The 18598-nt window shown below is 38.1% G+C and carries 14 protein-coding genes and 1 tRNA gene; 4 read left to right on the top strand and 11 right to left on the bottom strand.

Going from position 1 to position 18598, the window contains the following annotated elements:
- Window positions 1-170: 170 nt before the first annotated feature.
- A complete protein-coding gene (locus QUE09_RS11040) occupies window positions 171-1856 on the bottom strand; it encodes a DUF262 domain-containing protein (RefSeq protein ID WP_286232812.1) in 1686 nt (561 codons plus the stop codon).
- 182 nt (window positions 1857-2038) lie between these two features.
- Here QUE09_RS11040 and rimO point away from each other — a divergent pair, with 182 nt between their 5' ends.
- The 3 genes from rimO (at window position 2039) to QUE09_RS11025 (ending at window position 6760) form a co-directional block, all read left to right on the top strand.
- Window positions 2039-3478 carry a 30S ribosomal protein S12 methylthiotransferase RimO gene (rimO, locus tag QUE09_RS11035; RefSeq protein ID WP_286232811.1) on the top strand — a complete coding sequence of 480 codons (1440 nt, stop codon included), beginning with the start codon at window positions 2039-2041 and terminating at the stop codon, window positions 3476-3478.
- 919 nt (window positions 3479-4397) lie between these two features.
- Window positions 4398-5513, top strand: coding sequence for a glutamate 5-kinase (gene proB, locus QUE09_RS11030; RefSeq protein WP_286232810.1), 1116 nt, complete (start codon window positions 4398-4400; stop codon window positions 5511-5513).
- A complete protein-coding gene (locus QUE09_RS11025; protein WP_286232809.1) occupies window positions 5513-6760 on the top strand; it encodes a glutamate-5-semialdehyde dehydrogenase in 1248 nt (415 codons plus the stop codon). Before proB ends, QUE09_RS11025 begins: the two co-directional genes overlap by 1 nt.
- 128 nt (window positions 6761-6888) lie before the next feature.
- On the opposite strand, the gene QUE09_RS11020 is transcribed toward QUE09_RS11025, so the two are convergent.
- The 6 genes from QUE09_RS11020 to miaB form a co-directional block, all read right to left on the bottom strand.
- Window positions 6889-8547, bottom strand: a complete 1659-nt coding sequence (locus QUE09_RS11020) for an amidohydrolase (RefSeq protein WP_286232808.1) — start codon at window positions 8545-8547, stop codon at window positions 6889-6891.
- Between the two features lie 97 nt (window positions 8548-8644).
- Window positions 8645-10225 carry an apolipoprotein N-acyltransferase gene (gene lnt / locus QUE09_RS11015; protein ID WP_286232807.1) on the bottom strand — a complete coding sequence of 527 codons (1581 nt, stop codon included), beginning with the start codon at window positions 10223-10225 and terminating at the stop codon, window positions 8645-8647.
- Between the two features lie 5 nt (window positions 10226-10230).
- Entirely contained in the window at window positions 10231-11112 is an 882-nt protein-coding gene (locus QUE09_RS11010; protein ID WP_286232806.1) for a CorC family transporter, read from the bottom strand.
- Between the two features lie 128 nt (window positions 11113-11240).
- The gene (gene ybeY, locus QUE09_RS11005; protein ID WP_286232805.1) at window positions 11241-11699 is read right to left on the bottom strand and encodes an rRNA maturation RNase YbeY; all 459 of its coding nucleotides are present in this window, start codon (window positions 11697-11699) and stop codon (window positions 11241-11243) included.
- Window positions 11699-12766, bottom strand: a complete 1068-nt coding sequence (locus QUE09_RS11000; protein WP_286232804.1) for a PhoH family protein — start codon at window positions 12764-12766, stop codon at window positions 11699-11701. Before QUE09_RS11000 ends, ybeY begins: the two co-directional genes overlap by 1 nt.
- Before the next feature lie 53 nt (window positions 12767-12819).
- Window positions 12820-14262, bottom strand: a complete 1443-nt coding sequence (gene miaB, locus QUE09_RS10995) for a tRNA (N6-isopentenyl adenosine(37)-C2)-methylthiotransferase MiaB (RefSeq protein WP_286232803.1) — start codon at window positions 14260-14262, stop codon at window positions 12820-12822.
- A gap of 219 nt (window positions 14263-14481) precedes the next feature.
- Between miaB and QUE09_RS10990 the strand changes: the two genes are divergently transcribed.
- Entirely contained in the window at window positions 14482-15648 is a 1167-nt protein-coding gene (locus QUE09_RS10990; RefSeq protein WP_286232802.1) for an FAD-dependent oxidoreductase, read from the top strand.
- Window positions 15649-15669: 21 nt separating this feature from the next.
- Here the strand turns inward: QUE09_RS10990 and QUE09_RS10985 are convergent, their stop codons facing one another.
- From QUE09_RS10985 to QUE09_RS10970, 4 genes are all read right to left on the bottom strand, one after another.
- Window positions 15670-16440 (bottom strand): EAL domain-containing protein, encoded by a 771-nt coding sequence (locus QUE09_RS10985; protein ID WP_286232801.1) that lies wholly within the window; start codon window positions 16438-16440, stop codon window positions 15670-15672.
- Window positions 16441-16672: 232 nt separating this feature from the next.
- Window positions 16673-17095, bottom strand: a complete 423-nt coding sequence (locus QUE09_RS10980; protein ID WP_286232800.1) for an ester cyclase — start codon at window positions 17093-17095, stop codon at window positions 16673-16675.
- 33 nt (window positions 17096-17128) lie between these two features.
- Window positions 17129-17545, bottom strand: a complete 417-nt coding sequence (locus QUE09_RS10975) for a MarR family winged helix-turn-helix transcriptional regulator (protein WP_286232799.1) — start codon at window positions 17543-17545, stop codon at window positions 17129-17131.
- A gap of 801 nt (window positions 17546-18346) precedes the next feature.
- A tRNA-Leu gene (locus QUE09_RS10970) sits at window positions 18347-18431 on the bottom strand.
- Between the last annotated feature and the right edge of the window lie 167 nt (window positions 18432-18598).

Below are 18598 nucleotides of genomic sequence, written 5' to 3'. Positions count from 1 at the left end.
AACAAGGTAATACGTAAAGTGTAAAATTATTGGACAGTTGTACAGTTATCTTTGGGCTAAATTTACAAAAGCATTTTATGACTGTTGTACAATTTATTTCGCTAATTAGCCGTAAAACTAGCTAAGCAGCCAACTATCTTCAAAGAACGAACACTCTTTGGTCTTTATCGTTAATCAAAACGCCACGTACTCATCGCAAAATTAACAATTTTATTCTGCCTTTTGTTTATTGAGCTTTCTTTCCACACAGGTTTACCATCTTCTGACTCTGAAAACTCTTGTATCTCTGTTTGTTGGTTAAGCAAAGGGTTTGAAATATAAGACGACAATTTATCTTTGAATGGTTTGTTGCCAATGGAAGCATTGTGTGAGCCTGAAATCAACATAAGGTTACCAATGCAATTCAACTTATTCGACATAAACTCTTCCGAATATTCGTTATTATCGTCTACGTCATAGCCTGTTTCTATAGGATCTCCATTGGTAGGTTTTCTCGGTGAAATATGCTCTATTTGCTCATTGCTTATTGAAAATTCATTGATACCGTACCCTTTATTTTGTAAAGCGTTTTCATATCGCCAAAGTAAGTAGTTAAGTACGTTGTTGCCGTATAGATTGCCACAGAGTACTTTTTTAGTATTGTTATCTCCCCAATACCAAGAATCGTTCAACTTCTCTTTTATCGCACTTTTTAGTGAGTATACATTACCTTCAAAAGCTAACATGATGGCATTCAATCGTTCCTGTATATTAGCTCTACTATTAATTAGCTTTGCCCTAAAGGTTAGTATTTCTAATACATTCAGCAGATTTAACAATTCATTTTTATCTTGAATATATTTGTAACCTTTAATGATGAATGGGTATATATATGCGGGCACACCTAGTTTTAGCAGGTTGCAGTTTGCTTTAGTATTTTCTCTTTCAAATTTTTTTAAGTTTGAAAAGGTCGTATGTAGCTCGCTTACATAGTCTTTAATCCATTCAACTTTATTTTCAGATTTTTTTAAAATTTCTTTTACGTCATCTAAAGATCTATACGCATACCCTTTAACATACGCATTGTTGTGATAAGTTAGAATTGCGTCTTCTGATAAATTGCCAATTTCATTGATGATGAAGTAAATGTTTTTAAAAATATTCGATATTGACTCGATGTTTGTATCTACATGGTCTTGTGGGCTAAAAACATACATTTGATACATGAAATAAGACTTAATCTTTTCCATGTTTGTTAATTCTTTACCTCGATTGTTTTCTAATTCAAACATTAAGGCAGAATCTTTTTTACCTTCTAATTCTATAATCGTTAAATCAGTGTTTTCGATCTTGTCTAAAATTTGAAGAATGGTATCTGTTGCTAGCTTGCTTAACGTTTGTTCAAAGTAGTCTTTTGCAGCTTTTATTCTTGTTTGTGAAGGGCTAGACAATTCAAACTGCTTGTTATTATCAACGATCAGAGAGTCAAAGCAAGCTCGGTCATATTCAACGGGACGCAGTTTAATGTTACCACCTGTTTTGAGATAAATTTGCTCTTTTTCTAAGACATTAAATTCGAACGATTCAATTTTATGCCTGTCAGTTAGCACATTTATTAATGAGCGCATGAATATTGATAAAGTGGTGATCCTTTGTTGACCATCGATAATTTCATATTTCTTGTTTTTTTGTGTTACTTCTAAAAGTAGGTTGCCAAAAAAATAATTATTATTGCCGTTTATTTGTTCCAATAGATCGTCAATAAACGTTTTCCAATTTTCTTTTTCCCACGAATACGCCCTTTGATAAACAGGAATTTCATAACTTCTTTGTGGGTGAGCGAAAAAGCTTAGCACATTACTTGGGATAAATTGCATTAAGGCTCCATTATTTTCAATCTAGATATTAGGTAAGCATTATCAATGAAGACAAGCATTTAGGGAATATATTGTTTGTTAAATGAAGCTCGTTAACTTGTAATTCCATCAAAACTCACATTCCTGTATAATTTGCGCTCCTGAAATCACCTGTGATTTTTATTGATTTACAAAGGCGCTTTATGACTGTTGAACAATTTGATCCCGCTAATACATCGCAAATACAAACTAAGCAAACAACCACATTAGACACACCTAAAAAAGTGATAGAAGAGCAAGCTAGTCATATTGATCACAGTCAAACCCAAGGCTCTCGAATTGGTTTTGTCAGCCTTGGTTGCCCTAAAAACCTAGTAGATTCTGAGCGAATCTTGACGCAACTTCGTACAGAAGGCTACGACGTAGTACCCAGTTATGATGACGCCGATATGGTGATAGTTAATACGTGTGGTTTTATCGATTCAGCTGTACAAGAGTCTTTAGATACAATAGGTGAAGCATTAAAAGAAAATGGTAAGGTGCTGGTAACGGGATGTTTAGGTGCGAAGAAAGATGAAATTATTGAATTGCACCCCAATGTGTTGGGAGTAACGGGGCCACATGCTTATGATGAAGTACTAACACAAGTACATAAACATATAGAAAAGCCTAAACATAATCCGTTTGTTGATTTAATTCCTGATCAAGGCGTAAAACTTACACCCAAGCATTTCGCTTATCTTAAAATATCAGAAGGCTGTAATCACCGTTGTACGTTTTGTATTATACCGTCAATGCGTGGTGATCTCGATTCTAGACCCATAGGCGATGTGCTGGGAGAAGCAAAACGCCTTGCCAATGCTGGCGTGAAAGAGCTCTTGGTTATTTCTCAAGATACTTCTGCTTATGGTGTTGATGTTAAGCATAAACTTGATTTTTATGAAGGCATGCCAGTTAAAACCCATATGCAACAGCTATGTGAAGAACTAGCTAAGCAAGGGGTATGGGTGCGTTTACACTATGTATATCCGTATCCGCATGTCGACAACATTATTCCATTAATGGCAGAAGGTAAGATTTTACCGTATTTGGATATTCCATTTCAGCATGCCAACAAACGTATTTTAAAATTGATGAAGCGCCCAGGAAGCGCTGATCGGGTATTAGAGCGTATTAAAAAGTGGCGTGAAATTTGTCCTGAGCTCGTTATTCGTTCTACATTTATCGTTGGCTTCCCCGGCGAAACGGAAGCCGAGTTTGAAGAGTTATTAGACTTCTTACGTGAAGCTCAGCTCGATCGTGTTGGCTGTTTTAAATATTCACCTGTTGAAGGGGCTACAGCCAATGATCTACCTGATCATGTATCTGAAGAGGTTATGGAAGATAGGTTGCAGCGTTTTATGGCTGTACAGGCTGAGATAAGTGCTGCTAAATTGCAATCACGTATAGGCCAGGAATACTTGATACTTGTTGATGAAGTGAACGATTTAGGGATTGTAGGTCGTTCATATATGGATGCACCAGAAGTTGATGGTAAGGTTTATTTATCGGATGATTACGATGCGGAACCCGGTGATCAAATTTGGGTTCAAATTATTCATGCTGATGAACATGATGTTTGGGGTATAAGAGTAGAAGATTAAAGTGCCACTTATGTTCAATGGTGTGTAAAAACTTACAGCTAGCTCGTTCGTTAAGCTAGCTACAGACTCTGTGACTATGTTTTCTTCGTAGTCACTTTTTATTCTAATATTTAATTTTCAAGTAGTTACATATAAGTGTACAGACTGTACCTGATCTTTCATGTTGCTATTTAGTCATGCCAGTACTGGGTTAAACTTTAATGTAAGCAACGTTTGTGTCTGCGGTTTACTCACCTTTTACTCGACGACCGAAATACTTAGCTTATGTAGGCATTAGCGTTAATTTACGCTGTACCCTTTCTTTATTTATTATTGTTATTTATAAATTACTTATTGTACTAATTGTTTTTTGATGAGAAATTAATCACTAAACTAGCATTGAACGGATTGTTGCTATTTATATGAAAAAAAAGAGTTTATTTGTAATTCGTTTTTTGGTTTTTATGTTTTAAACACTTCTTAATTTACTTGTAGCGCGTTAAATTCAGCCCGTTGCTTAAAAATTAAACTTGATAATCATATCAATAATGATTAGAGTACTAACCATTAATATTCTAATTGATTTTATAGGTTATGAAAACAGACATTTCTGATTATATATGTTTCTATTTAATTCTTGGTTTAGGCTATGGCCTAGCAATACTTTCTACAGGCTTCAAAGGCCTTAATACCCTCTTCAAAAGCAAAACGTAATCCTCTAAATTTGATAGCGCTGTAAAATACAATGTAACTAGCATGTTATTTACGCCGCTTATCGATGACACTAATTTTTGTGTTACTGATATTTACTGGTTTTATGCCATGTAAAAGCATCCTCTTAAATGAGTGACTACTTGCTTAGATAGTCACGACAAACAGCCGACAGAGCAGGCAAATCGTAACTTTCCGTTATGAACAAATAGCTCAATGGAGTATAAAAGTGAATGTAGATTCTAAACCTTTACCGTGGCAACGAATTGTCATTAAAGTTGGGAGTGCGCTAATTGCTCCCAATAGAAATGGTTGTAGCAGCCAATATTTATTAAGCATTGCTAATTTTATCGTGCGTTGTCGCATGTCAGGAACTCAGGTAGTCCTGGTTTCTTCTGGCTCAGTTGCTGCTGGTGCTCATTTATTTAAAGGGGTTGATACATCACCGATTACTATAAAAAAGGCTATGGCAGCAGCCGGTCAGTCGGAAATGATGGCAACGTGGGATCGATTATTTGATTTTAATACCGCACAAATACTGTTAACACATGCTGATCTTAAAAACCGAGATCGTTACATCAGTGTTAGAGAAACAATTGAAGAGTTGCTCGACAATAATATATTGCCCATTATTAATGAAAATGACACCGTAGCAACAGATAGATTGAAAGTGGGTGACAATGACAACTTATCTGCCATGGTAGCGAGCGCGGCTAATGCTGACAGCTTAGTTATTTGTTCAGACGTTGATGGCTTGTATGATGCTAACCCAAAATTAGATTCAAACGCTCAGCTTATTACCGATGTTTATGAAATTAATGCCGGTATTTACAATATGGCGGGTGGTGCTACGAGTGATGTTGGTACTGGCGGTATGAAAACTAAAATTCAGGCCGCGGACAAAGCTGTGTCTCATGGTATAGATACCTATATCGTTAACGGCTTTAATGAGGCGAGTTTTAATGAGTTGTTGGCGGGTGAGAGCCCAGGTACACATTTTCATCCACATAAAAAACCCATGCAGGATACTCATCATTGGATGAAGCATACAACAAAGATCCAGGGAGAATTAGTTGTAGATGATGCCTTTATGATGGAGAAAGACGCAACGGGCGACCTGCTCTCACCACAAGACCTGTTAGAAGTTAGCGGTGAGTTTTCCGCGGGCGATGTTGTACTAGTGAGAAAAGATAATGGCGACAAACTTGCCAAAGTAAAAACCAACTATAGTAGTTGTTTGCTAAATTTCGTCGCTACTCAAAACAATGAACATATTTCGGAGCAGTTAGATAATACTGATGAACCGATACTTTCCAAACAATATATCACCTTATTAGGAGCATAATGAGTTTAATTACAAATATTGCCGAGCAAGCAGCCGCCGGTGCAAAAGTACTTGCAACAAAATCTTCAGAGCTAAAAAAAGCATTACTTAATGATATGGCTGATGCATTAAGATCGCAACAAGATGAAATTTTAGCTGCCAACCAAGAAGACTTAGTAAATGCACGTGAGAATGGCCTATCTGAGGCTATGGTTGACCGGTTAACGTTAAATGCTCAACGTATTGAAGATATGGCGATTGGGCTAGAAACCGTCGCTCATTTGCCAGATGTTGTTGGCACTACTCGCCTGATAGAAACGAGACCAAATGGCATTGAAATTCAAAAAATGCGCGTACCTTTAGGCGTAATATGTATGATTTACGAGGCTCGACCTAATGTAACTGCTGATGCAGCAGGGTTATGTATTAAGTCAGGTAATGCCGTGATTTTACGTGGTGGTAAAGAAGCACTAAGTTCTAGCTTAGCAATTGCTGATACACTGCAGAGTGTATTGAAAAAATATGACTTACCAACATCTATTGTGTCTGTTATTCCTGATCCAAATAGAGCGCTGTTAAATGAACTATTAACATTAAAGCAATATATTGATTTGGTCATCCCAAGAGGGGGGGAAGGTTTAATTAATTTTGTTAGCGAAAATAGTAAAATACCTGTTATTCAACACTATAAAGGCGTTTGTCATTTGTATGTTGATAAAGATGCCGACCTAGATAAAGCGCTAAATATTCTGGTTAATGGTAAGACTCAACGACCAGGCGTTTGTAATGCGCTTGAAGGCTTAGTAGTGCATAAGGATATTGCGGAACGCTTTCTTCCAATGGTGAAGGAAGTCTTTGATAAAGAGCACGTGACGGTAAATGGCGAAAGCGACATTAGCCGCTACTTCAATGCCTTTAAAGCAATTGAAAGCACTGAATTTGGTGAAGAATACTTAAGTCTAGAAATCGCAGTGAAAGTTGTTGATAGTCTTGATATGGCAATTAAGCACATTGATGACTTCGGCAGTAACCATACTGAGGTTATTTGTACCGAGAATAAAGAAACGGCTGCTATATTCCAGCAAGTTGTTGATGCTTCTGTTGTTATGGTTAACGCATCTTCTCGTTTTTCAGACGGTTCAGAGTTAGGGTTGGGCGCTGAAATTGGTATTGCTACAACTAAGCTGCATGCCTATGGTCCAATGGGCATTGAGTCGCTTACCACTGAAAAATTCTTAGTTAACGGCACTGGACAAGTTAGGGTTTAACTAAGGTTGCGTTTCTTAGTAATAGCGCAGGTGTCAGTGAAGTAATGAGTAATATGAGAGTTACCTTGTTAATCTTTTGATTGAGTTGGTAACTCTTATTGCTAATTGATGTGTAGGTTTCGACTTAGTTATTCGTTGATATATATTCTTTTACCGTTAACCCAGGTTTCTAATACTTTCGTTTTCCAAATATCTTGTTCTGGCATTGTAAAGTAATCACGATCAATGATAATAAAATCGGCTTTTTTACCCGGCTCAAGTGTGCCGATAATATTTTCTTGATGACTGGCATAAGCAGCATCTGCAGTAAAAGTTCTTAATGCTTCGATTCTGGTCATCTTTTCAGCGCTCATCCAACCACCTTCTGGAAGGTTTTCTTTATCTTGCCGAGTAATTGATGCATGTAAGCCAAAAAATGGGTTAGGGGACTCTACGGGAAAGTCTGAACCCGCGGCAATAATTGCGTCCGCGTTTAACAGTTTACGCCAGGCATATGCTCCTTTTAGTCGTTTATCTCCTAGGCGATCGCCAGCCATATTTTTATCGGAAGTCGCGTGGGTTGCTTGCATCGACGCAATGACACCTAGTTCACTAAACCTTGGTATATCTTCGAGTTGTAAAATTTGGGCATGTTCTACTCTATGCCTTAAATGTCGTGTATTTGTTTTGGCGATTAGTTGCTCATAACTATCTAATACTAATTTGTTGGCATTATCGCCTATTGCGTGGGTATTTACTTGAAAACCAGCTTTCATCGCTGTTGTTACGTAGCGTTCAAAGTCTTTATTATTGTGTAATAACAGGCCACGATGACCATGCTTATCGCTATAATCCTTGATTAATGCTGCACCACGGCTACCGAGCGCGCCATCCGCTTGAATTTTTACACTGTTAAATTGCAACATATCGCCATTTGTTGAAAATGTGCCATATTTAAGTGTTTGTTGCCAGCTGGGGGAAGGTAAATAAAGCATGGCATTAATTCGAATAGGCAACTTGTTATTGGCAGACATTTGTAAGAAAGCTTCCAAGTTTTGGCTATCGATGCCTGCGTCATGAACACTTGTCAATCCAAGAGCTGCTAGGGCATTCATGGCATTGTTTAACACTGTTTTTTGTTCTTCTAGTGTTAATGGGGCGATCTTTTGTTCAATCAATTTCATGGCATTATCAATAAATACCCCAGTCGCATTACCGTTTTCATCGCGAATTATTTCACCACCATGAGGTGCTTTTGTCTGCTTTGTTATTCCTGCAAGCTGCATAGCTTTACTATTTGCCCAACCTGCGTGACCGTCTACTCGACGCAACCAAACAGGTTTATCAGGGAAATATTGATCTAAGGATGCGGCTGTTGGAAACGTATTTTTAAGCCACTGTGTTTGATTCCAGCCCCTGCCTTTAATCCAGGTTAGGCTTTTGTTTTTTTGTGCATATCGCAGCACTCTTTCCACAGCTTCATCTACGGTTTTTGTTGCGGTTAAGTCTGCTTGAGTAAGGCTTTCACCGTAACTTAAAATATGACCATGCGCATCAATTAGCCCTGGCAACATGGTTTTGCCTTTACCATCAATGACGATACATTTAGCACATTTATCAAGCGTTTTTTGTCTGTGATAAACCTGTTCAATTACATCATTTTTAAATTTGATCGCATGAAACTTCTTAATCTCATCACCTTTAATAGTGTAGCCATTTACATTGGTGATAAGTGTAGTTTTTGCATGTGTAAATGCAGTAAAACCTGTGAGAAAAGTTAATAATATCAGTTGATTATATTTCATCATTTTAAGGTTTATCTTAGTGGTTGTATGATAATACTAACAGGAACTGGGGGAATTTATAATAGTTGTGTTAGGGGAGAGAGAATAAGCTTTAGTGCCTTTATCGTTTTCTATATATGATAAATATAGCAAGACACAGTGAAAATAAATAAATAGGTGTATTACCGTAGCGGCTATAAGGCGTAGTGCCTGATACCAAGGTGACATCGGCATGTAAAACACCTTGCTCAAATTGTGGCAAAATATCAGTGAGGTTACCGTTATGATCTGCTACTGCAGTAACCCCCGTATTTGTCGCTCGTATTAGTGGTCGAGCGAACTCAAGTGCGCGCATTCGGGCAATTTCCATGTGTTGGTGGGGCCCGTGAGAGTCTCCAAACCAAGCATCATTACTAACCGTAAGTAAAATGTTACTCTCGTTGGCAAAGTTTGCAGAAAGTTGATCGGCAAAAGCGATTTCAAAGCAGATAAGCGCTAATAGATTAATATCATGTGCAGTTAGATTTTTTTGCTTGTATGCGCCTCGTGTAAATGAAGACATTGGTAAATTAAATAAAGGTGCGAGTGGTCTCAGTAGATCTCCAAAAGGTACAAACTCGCCTATGGGTAGTAAGTGGTTTTTATTATAGCGATTGCTATGACCGTAAAAATAGTTCCCTTGTTCATCGTTGCTATGTTTCTTGCCCAGTACAATTAGGCTATTAAAATATTCTTTAGATTCAAAGTTATAATTAATAATGCCAGTGATAATAGCACTATTATTAATAGTTGCTGATTGATTTGCTAGTGTTAAAAACTCCTGCGTCGTACTCATGGTTTCAATAGCGGGTACGGCAGACTCTGGCCACACGATAATATCTGCATTGTAGTTTTTTCTACTAAGATCTAGATATTTAAGCATGGTAGGCCACTGCTGAGCAGGCTCCCATTTGATTGATTGCGCGATATTGCCTTGTATTAAAGCAATTCGCTTAGTTTCGCCTGTAGGGGTAACCCATTGCGTTATTGCACTCGTAGCTGTTAATGCAATGATGATTAAAAAAGGTATAACAGCGAGAAATTTTTTTGTGCCATTTAGTGTACTAATTATTGCAGCACTTAACAGCATTAACATGACAGATATCCCGACTTCGCCAATGACGGGGGCTAATGCAGAAAAAGGGGCGTCTATTTGTGTGTAGCCGATTGAAAGCCACGGAAACCCAGTTAATACCTTCCCGCGTAAGTACTCTGTTAAAGCCCAACAAGGTGCAAGTAACCACCAATTAATTTGCTTGTTACGCCACAACGATAACTTTGCTGTTAAATACAATGCGAGTGCGGGATAAAGTGCTAAATACAAACACAGCAAAAGCATAACAAAAATAGACGCAATTAAAGGCATGCCTCCAAATTCAGCGATGCTAACGTGTACCCAACTAACACCTGCTGCAAACCACCCAAAGCCGAAAGCAAAGCCATGTTTAACACAAAGTTTACTATCTCGGTTTGTTTGTGTGAGGTTTCGATTGACATACCATAACCAGCTTGGCAAAACTAACCAAGTCAACCACCATTGGGAAAAGGGGGCGTATGCGAATACTAAAAGAGCACCTAAAAGCGCACTTATCCAGAGTGTTTTATCTGTTAAAAGAGCGCTTATTTTCCAGGCACTGAGCTTGCTTTTGAGCTTTTTAAGCATTGGCGTTATTCGGTAGGCTTACCATTTATTTCATGATTTTTAGGTACTGTTACCTGCAAGGTTTGTAACCTACGACTATCTGCAGAGGTTACTTTAAATTCGAACTTGTCGATAGATACTTCTTCACCTTTTTTCGGCATGTGACCAAAATTATGTAAAACGACTCCGCCAATAGTATCAGCATCACCTTCACTTAATTGGCAATTAAAGAACTCAGTAAAGTCATTTAATTCTGTTAATGCTTTGACTTGGTATACGTTGCCTGCCAGATGTTTAATATCTTGTTCTATCTCATCGTCAGTTTCGTCTTCTATCTCGCCAACAATAAGCTCGAGGATGTCTTCAATTGTAACGACGCCTGATACACCACCATATTCATCAACAACAATTGCCATATGGTAACGTTGTGAGCGAAACTCTTTTAGTAGCGGTTCTACTTTTTTGCTTTCAGGGACGATAATTGCTTGACGAATAACGTCTTGTAATGACGTTAATGGTTCCTGTTGTTCAAAGCCATAAGCAAGTAAATCTTTCGCTAATAATATTCCCTCAATGTGATCTATATCTTCATTAATGACAGGGAAACGAGAGTGACCTGAATCGATGATAACAGGGAGTAATTCATTAAGTGGTGTTTTTATATCAAGCGTGATCATTTGAGAGCGCGGGATCATAATATCCCTGACACGCATATCTGAAACTTCTAATACGCCTTCAATCATAAGCTTAGTTTCAGGCTTTATAAGTTCTCGGTCTTCAGCGTCGTTTAACACTTCAACCAGTTCTTCTTTATTTTGCGGCTCTCCAGTAAATAACTGAACGAATTTATCAATCAGTGACTTATTATGTGCAGAGCCGTTGCTAGAGTGGGGGTTGTCTTCGCTCATAGAGCAATCTGTATTCCTTTTATAACTCAGTTTTTAAGTGTCTATTTAAATGGCACATATTTCAAGAAAAAATTACTGTTCATTACTTTATCAAGTGAGAATAAATCACATTTTGTCTATATGGTCGATTATTCTTCTAGTAAATATGGGTTGTTAATACCCAATGTAGCAAGTTTTTCTATTTCAATAGCTTCCATTTCAATGGCATCTTTCTCTGATATATGGTCATACCCAAGCAAATGCAAGCACCCGTGAATGACCATATGTGCCCAATGATGTTGAACGGGCTTATTTTGCTGCTGAGCTTCCTGTTCAACGACTTGCCAGCAAATAACCAAGTCTCCTAATAAGTTTAGTTCAACGCCTTCTGGCACTTCAAACGGAAATGATAATACATTCGTTGCGCTGTCTTTGCCGCGGTATTGATGATTGAGCGACTGGCTTTCTTCACTATCTACAATGCGAATAGTGAGTTCAAAGGCACTTTTAGTATGGCTTAATGCTGTATTAACCCATACTTGAAAGTCTTCAATAGAAGGAATAGAGGTTGATGGACAAGCAAGTTGTAAATCTAATTGGTGAATCATTATGAGTCACTGTCCTTGTTTGATTGCTCTTGTTGCTTTTGTAATTCAGCTGCGCGTTTTTTTTCCTCGCGAATACGATTCATTTTAGTATCGTGCGCCTCATAGGCCTCAACGATCCTTGCAACTACTGGATGTCTTACTACATCTTTAGACATAAAGAAGTTAAAGCTCACGCCAGGTATATTATCTAATACTTCAATGGCATGACGTAACCCCGACTTTTGACCACGAGGTAAATCTACTTGCGTTATATCCCCCGTGATCACTGCACGAGAATTGAAGCCAATACGTGTTAAAAACATTTTCATTTGCTCTACCGTAGTATTTTGACTTTCATCAAGAATAATAAAGGCATCATTTAATGTTCTACCACGCATGTAAGCTAATGGAGCAATTTCAATAACGCTACGTTCTATTAACTTTTCAACTTTTTCAAATCCAAGCATTTCAAAAAGCGCATCGTATAGCGGGCGTAAATAAGGATCGACTTTCTGTGACAAATCGCCAGGTAAGAAGCCAAGCTTTTCACCGGCTTCAACGGCTGGGCGCGTTAATAAAATACGACGTACCTCTTGGCGCTCAAGTGCGTCTACGGCACAAGCAACAGCTAAGTAGGTTTTACCTGTGCCAGCTGGGCCAATACCAAAGCTAATATCGTTAGTGAGCACATTTTGCACATAAGCAGATTGATTTTTATTGCGCGGTTTAATTAAACCACGTTTGGTTTTAATGGTAACCATTTGCTCATAGTCAACATCAACTTGTGTTGGTGCTTGCTCCAATACATTGGCATCGATGATTGCTAAGTGCACCATTTCATCGGTAATAGTTTGTTGTTTACCTTTTACGGTTTCCGTTTCAACGTATAAATTTTTAAGTAGTTGTACTACTGCTTCAGTGTTTTTTGGTTCGCCAACGATTTTAAAGCTATTGCTACGGTAACTTATTTCCACACCTAAACGACGTTCAATGGCTTTTAAATTATCATCCATTGGCCCACAAAGGTTGGCTTGTCTGCTATTGTCTACAGGCTCTAAAACGAGGTTTTCAGTAACTATTGTGCTCAAAAAACATGTCCTATTAATTTGGGAATAATTTACGGCGGTTTATACGTTGTTCGCTATGGCGCAAAAGTACCAACACCAAGCTCATCAATATTTGCATTTGCTGTTTTATGATGGCTGTTAGATAAAATATCTGCTGGTGAATGGGCAATACGTAAGCCCATGTCTTTTTCCATACGTACTAATTCACCACGTAGTGAGTTTGCATAAACATCAGTAATATTTACGTCAACAAATTGTCCGATGACAGAATGTGGTGCTTCAAAATTTACAATTCTGTTGTTCTCTGTTCGACCGCGAAGTTCCATTGGGTTTTTCTTCGATGGACCTTCAACAAGTATACGCTGTTCTGTGTTTAACATTTGACGTGCAATACGTAATGCTTGCTGGTTGATGCGATCTTGTAGAATGGCTAATCGCTGTTTTTTAACATCTTCTGTAATATCGTCTGGTAAATCTGCCGCCGGCGTACCTGGGCGAGCGCTGTATATAAAACTAAAGCTTAGATCAAAATCAACATCTTTAATTAAGTTCATTGTTGCTTCAAAATCTTCATCGGTTTCACCTGGAAATCCAATAATAAAGTCTGAAGACATACAAATATCTGGTCGAGCTTTGCGTAGTCGACGGATTTTAGATTTATATTCTAAAGCGGTATGCGCTCGTTTCATTTGCATGAGGATACGATCAGATCCTGTTTGAACCGGTAAATGCAGGTGACTTACTAATTCGGGAACATCGGTATATACATCAATAATGTCATCAGTAAACTCAACAGGGTGCGAAGTTGTGTATCTTATGCGGTCGATACCGTCGATTGTTGCGATTAAGCGGATCAAATCAGAAAATCGACAAATGTTACCATCGTGCATTTCGCCTCGGTAAGCATTAACATTTTGACCTAATAAGTTTACTTCTCTTACACCTTGTTCTGCTAGTTGTGCGATTTCATATAAAACATCGTCTAATGGACGACTGACTTCTTCGCCACGGGTATAAGGTACAACACAGAAAGTACAATATTTACTGCAACCTTCCATAATAGATACAAACGCTGTTGGGCCTTCAGCTTTAGGTTCAGGTAAGCGATCGAATTTTTCAATTTCTGGAAAGCTAACATCAACGACAGGGTTGTGCTCACCTTTCACTTGTTGGATCATCTCTGGTAGACGGTGTAAAGTTTGCGGGCCAAAAACAATATCTACATAAGGCGCTCTAGATCTTATAGCGTCACCTTCTTGTGACGCAACACAACCGCCAACACCTATAACTAAGTCTGGCTTTGAATCTTTTAAGTTTTTCCAGCGACCTAATTGATGAAAAACTTTTTCCTGTGCTTTTTCGCGAATAGAGCAAGTATTTAAAAGGATAACATCTGCATCTTCAGCTTCATCTGCCAATGTAAAGCCGTGTGTAGAATCTAGTAGATCTGCCATTTTCTGCGAGTCGTACTCGTTCATTTGACAGCCCCAGGTTTTGATGAATAACTTCTTGCTCATTTTTTAATGCCTATTATCGATTAAAATTGATTCTAGTTTATGCTAGAGAATTTCAGGGGGCGTATTTTACTCGTTCTTTCTTTGCGTGGCTAGCTTATCTGGTGATTAAGCGTAAAAATCCAGCAATAGTGATAAATTCATGATCATAATCATCGAATTACCTCGTGGTGTTGGTTAGAATGTGATGAATTGATAAGCAATAATAAATATAGGCAGATAATGAAACACTTTGACTGCGCAATTGTCGGTGGCGGAATGGTAGGTGCGGCGAGCGCACTCTCCCTTGCTGAATTAGGCCTAACTGTGGTGGTAATTGAAAAATTTGAGCCTAAGCCATTTGACTCGTCTCAACCTTTTGACTTGCGTGTGTCGGCAATATCACTTGCTTCTCAGCACCTATTAGAACAGTTGAATGCGTGGCAGCAAATCACCGAATGGCGCTTATGCCCATATAAAAGATTGGGAGTGTGGGAGCATGAGAACGCGTATACTGAGTTTTCTTGCCAAGAAATTGAGCAGCCTTATTTAGGGCATATTGTTGAAAATCGCCTAATCCAGCTGTCTTTATGGCAACAGCTTGCGGCACACAAAAATATTACTTTATTGTGCCCTGAATCCTTAACGACGTTTGAACAAAGCGAAGATGAAGTGACCCTAACTCTTAGCTCTCAAACTTTAGCGGCAAAAATATTGGTCGCAGCTGATGGCGCGCAATCTCAAGTTCGTCAACTTTCAGGTATAGGTGTAACGGGGTGGGATTACGGCCAAGACGCAATGTTAATTAATGTTGAAACAGAACATGTACAACAAGATATTACTTGGCAACAATTTTTTCCAACTGGACCTGTTGCTATGTTGCCCATGCGGGGCAATCATGCCTCGCTTGTTTGGTATCATCAAAAAGCTACGTTATCGAGGCTTGCTAACCTTAGCAATCAACAGTTACAAGAAGAAATCAAACAACACTTTCCCGCCCGATTAGGCAATGTTCGTGTGATCGATAAAGGTAAGTTTTCTCTCACGCGTCGACATGCAAACCAATATCAACATGGCAGAGTGATACTTCTTGGGGACGCTGCTCATACAATAAATCCATTAGCAGGGCAGGGGGTAAACCTTGGCTTCAAGGATGTAAAAGCATTACAAACGGTAGTCGCAAAAGCTATTGGAGAAAACCACTGCTGGCATTGCCCTCAAACGTTAGCAAATTATGAAAAATTACGGCGTAACGACAATTTAATAATGATGACTACAATGGATATGTTTTATGCGGCTTTTAGCAACTCAAACCCCGTGCTTAAATCATTAAGAAATATTGGCCTTGCAACGGTAAATAAAATGCCAATACTCAAATCAAAAGCGCTAGCCTATGCTTGCGGTGTTTAAAAGAGATAAAATGGTAATATGTTACTCGAATATAGCAAAGTTTACCTCCGGCAATGATTCAAAGCCAGGATGAGCGAATAGATAACCTTGCATTAGGTTGACGCCGGCATCTTTTAACCACCGCATTTCTTCTATGGATTCTATGCCTTCTGCTAACGGCGTAATATTGAGTGATTGGCACAAGCTTATGCAATGCCTTATGATGTGTTGTCTGGTTATGTCAGTATCTATATTTCTAATGAGCGCCATATCAAATTTTATAATATTTGTTTGAAAATCAGCAAGTAATCCAAGACCTGAATACCCAGCGCCAAAGTCATCTATGGCGGTACGTAACCCCATTGAATTATAATAGTTAACAATATTTTTAAGATGGTTTTGATCTTCTACTTTTTCGACTTCGGTAAATTCAAAAAGCAGTTTCTCAATAGGAAAGTTATTTACCTTAGCTGCTTCTAATGTCGTACGTATACAGCGCTCTGGTTTATAGATTGCATTGGGTAAAAAATTAATACTAAGTATGCAATCTACGTTAAGCTTGGCAGCTAAAGTAATTGCTTTAGTTCGACATAGTTGATCAAAAAGGTAGCGATTTTCATCGTTAACTTGGGAAATAATTGAATATGCAGATTCGTTATTTAGCCCTCTAACTAAAGCTTCATAACCATATATTTCTTTTGTTTGGCAATTAATAATCGGTTGAAACGCCATCGTAAAGTCAAAGCTCAGTGAACCTTTATCTTTGCAGCCGCTGCAAGAAAAGCGATCAAATATAAAATGTTGTTCATCCATAGAAAACCTTGCATGTGTTAACGTAAAGTATGTTGAGTTGCTAGGGCGACGCTAGTAGCCTAGATAATTCAACCCAACATATTGCACTTTTTGCTAATAATTGTCTTTGATAACTTTGTTTTAAATTAGCGCTACAACTTAGCACGTATGATAGTAAAAATTAATGTTAAAACAGACTATCGCATTTATTTATCTTACAGTATAGGCGATAAATTCATAGGCTAAAGTAAACTTAATTATCTAATCTATATTGTTGTAGTTGTTGATAAATAGATAAGCGGTCAGCAACTTGCCAATGCCCACAAATACGCTTGTTGTCAAAAGAATAAACCGTTGCCCCTGACATTTGAAACGTTTTACCTTTGGCCAAAATGCCCGCTATTTCCTGCTGCTGTGTTCCTTGCCATAGCCATGTTATACATACACGTGATTGAGCTTCAAAAATTGTTTGAATGTCAAATAATTGATCGGGAAAAGGAGCGCGAGAAGTGGATACTCTCTGCTGAAATTCTTTTACATTTAGTGTTTTTGTATGCCACGGATCTCCTGGATCATGATATATAGTGTAACTGTCAGCTATATAATTACCTATAGTATCAATTTTTCCTTCATTCCAAACGTCTTGAATAAAGTTGATTAAAGTTTCCTTGTTCATGGTTAATCCTTTGCTATCGTTGGTTGTACTGAATTAAATCTTTTTTAATAGTTGTACTAAGCTATTTATTTCTACAGGCTTTAATGAGTCGAATAACGTGTTTATCGCTTGTGAAAATGATATTTTCGCCTCTTGATATATTTGTTCACCTGCCGGAGAAAGTGCGACTAGACTAACTCTGGCATCACGAGCGTTTGCTTCTTTTGCAACAAGGCCTATTTTCTCAAGAGGGTTTAGCAACCTTGTTACTCCTGATGGACTTAACCCCACTTGTTCTGCGAGCTCAGAACGTCTCATTTTTGAATGAGGGGCGTGATAAAGTTTATCTAGAACCAGGTAGTCAGATAGTCCTAAGCCATGTATTGATAGTGTGCCATTAAATTTTTTTAACATACTATTTTGTAGTTCAATTAAGTTAAAGACTAGGTGCTCTTTTGCTTCATTTGGCATAATAAAAATCCTATAAAAATTAATTGAACATATAGTACATAATTTATTTGCGTAGTCAAGTATGTATCAACGAATAGTGTAACATTACGCAAGTAATAATGGGATTTATTAAGATAAACAACTAATTAAATAGTTTCTTTAAATCAAATTAAGTTAAGTAACTGCTGTGCCACTAACATTTGCAATGGCCTTCTTGGTTAACAATATATTGGTTAATAGGGTATTAGGTTTCTCTGTTAAGGTATTCTTTAAGATGAATGGTACGGGAGGAGAGACTTGAACTCTCACATCTTGCGATACTGGAACCGATGTATCACCATTAAAGGTAGCGCGTCTACTAATTCCGCCACAACAAAGTGATGTTGAAATAAGGTTGTGCTATTAGGGTTATATTTTAGAAGGTGTCTTAAGAGTTCTGTGTGAGATGAGATACTTTGAATGGTACGGGAGGAGAGACTTGAACTCTCACATCTTGCGATACTGGAACCGATGTATCACCAATGAAGGTAGCGCGTCTACCAATTCCACCACAGCAAAGTGATGTTGAAATAAGGTTGTGCTATTAGGGTTATATTTTAGAAGGTGTCTTAAGAGTTCTGTGTGAGATGAGATACTTTGAATGGTACGGGAAGAGAGACTTGAACTCTCACATCTTGCGATACTGGAACCGATGTATCACCATTAAAGGTAGCGCGTCTACTAATTCCACCACAGCAAAGTGATGTTGAAATAAGGTTGTGCTATTAGGGTTATATTTTAGAAGGTGTCTTAAGAGTTCTGTGTGAGATGAGATACTTTGAATGGTACGGGAGGAGAGACTTGAACTCTCACATCTTGCGATACTGGAACCTAAATCCAGCGCGTCTACCAATTCCGCCACTCCCGCATTCTGATTTTTCGCATAGTTTAAAGAGTTTGCAACTCTCTTGATACTGGAACGTTAATTCCTTAGAAATGCCAGCGCGTCTACCAATTCCGCCACTCCCGCATTCTGATTTTTCGCATAGTTTAAAGAGTTTGCAACTCTTTTGATACTGGAACGTTAATTCCTTA

This window comes from Thalassotalea sediminis, assembly GCF_030295915.1.
Taxonomy (GTDB): Bacteria; Pseudomonadota; Gammaproteobacteria; order Enterobacterales; family Alteromonadaceae; genus Thalassotalea_C; species Thalassotalea_C sediminis.
This window is presented reverse-complemented; position numbering and strand designations above follow the sequence as displayed.

Excerpts from the sequence above, each read along its gene's own strand:
- QUE09_RS11040 (WP_286232812.1), bottom strand. The coding sequence starts at position 1,856 with ATGCAATTTATCCCAAGTAATGTGCTAAGCTTTTTCGCTCACCCACAA.
- rimO (WP_286232811.1), top strand. The coding sequence starts at position 2,039 with ATGACTGTTGAACAATTTGATCCCGCTAATACATCGCAAATACAAACT.
- QUE09_RS11025 (WP_286232809.1), top strand. The coding sequence starts at position 5,513 with ATGAGTTTAATTACAAATATTGCCGAGCAAGCAGCCGCCGGTGCAAAA.
- QUE09_RS11020 (WP_286232808.1), bottom strand. The coding sequence starts at position 8,547 with ATGATGAAATATAATCAACTGATATTATTAACTTTTCTCACAGGTTTT.
- lnt (WP_286232807.1), bottom strand. The coding sequence starts at position 10,225 with ATGCTTAAAAAGCTCAAAAGCAAGCTCAGTGCCTGGAAAATAAGCGCT.
- QUE09_RS11010 (WP_286232806.1), bottom strand. The coding sequence starts at position 11,112 with ATGAGCGAAGACAACCCCCACTCTAGCAACGGCTCTGCACATAATAAG.
- ybeY (WP_286232805.1), bottom strand. The coding sequence starts at position 11,699 with ATGATTCACCAATTAGATTTACAACTTGCTTGTCCATCAACCTCTATT.
- miaB (WP_286232803.1), bottom strand. The coding sequence starts at position 14,262 with ATGAGCAAGAAGTTATTCATCAAAACCTGGGGCTGTCAAATGAACGAG.
- QUE09_RS10990 (WP_286232802.1), top strand. The coding sequence starts at position 14,482 with ATGAAACACTTTGACTGCGCAATTGTCGGTGGCGGAATGGTAGGTGCG.
- QUE09_RS10985 (WP_286232801.1), bottom strand. The coding sequence starts at position 16,440 with ATGGATGAACAACATTTTATATTTGATCGCTTTTCTTGCAGCGGCTGC.
- QUE09_RS10980 (WP_286232800.1), bottom strand. The coding sequence starts at position 17,095 with ATGAACAAGGAAACTTTAATCAACTTTATTCAAGACGTTTGGAATGAA.
- QUE09_RS10975 (WP_286232799.1), bottom strand. The coding sequence starts at position 17,545 with ATGCCAAATGAAGCAAAAGAGCACCTAGTCTTTAACTTAATTGAACTA.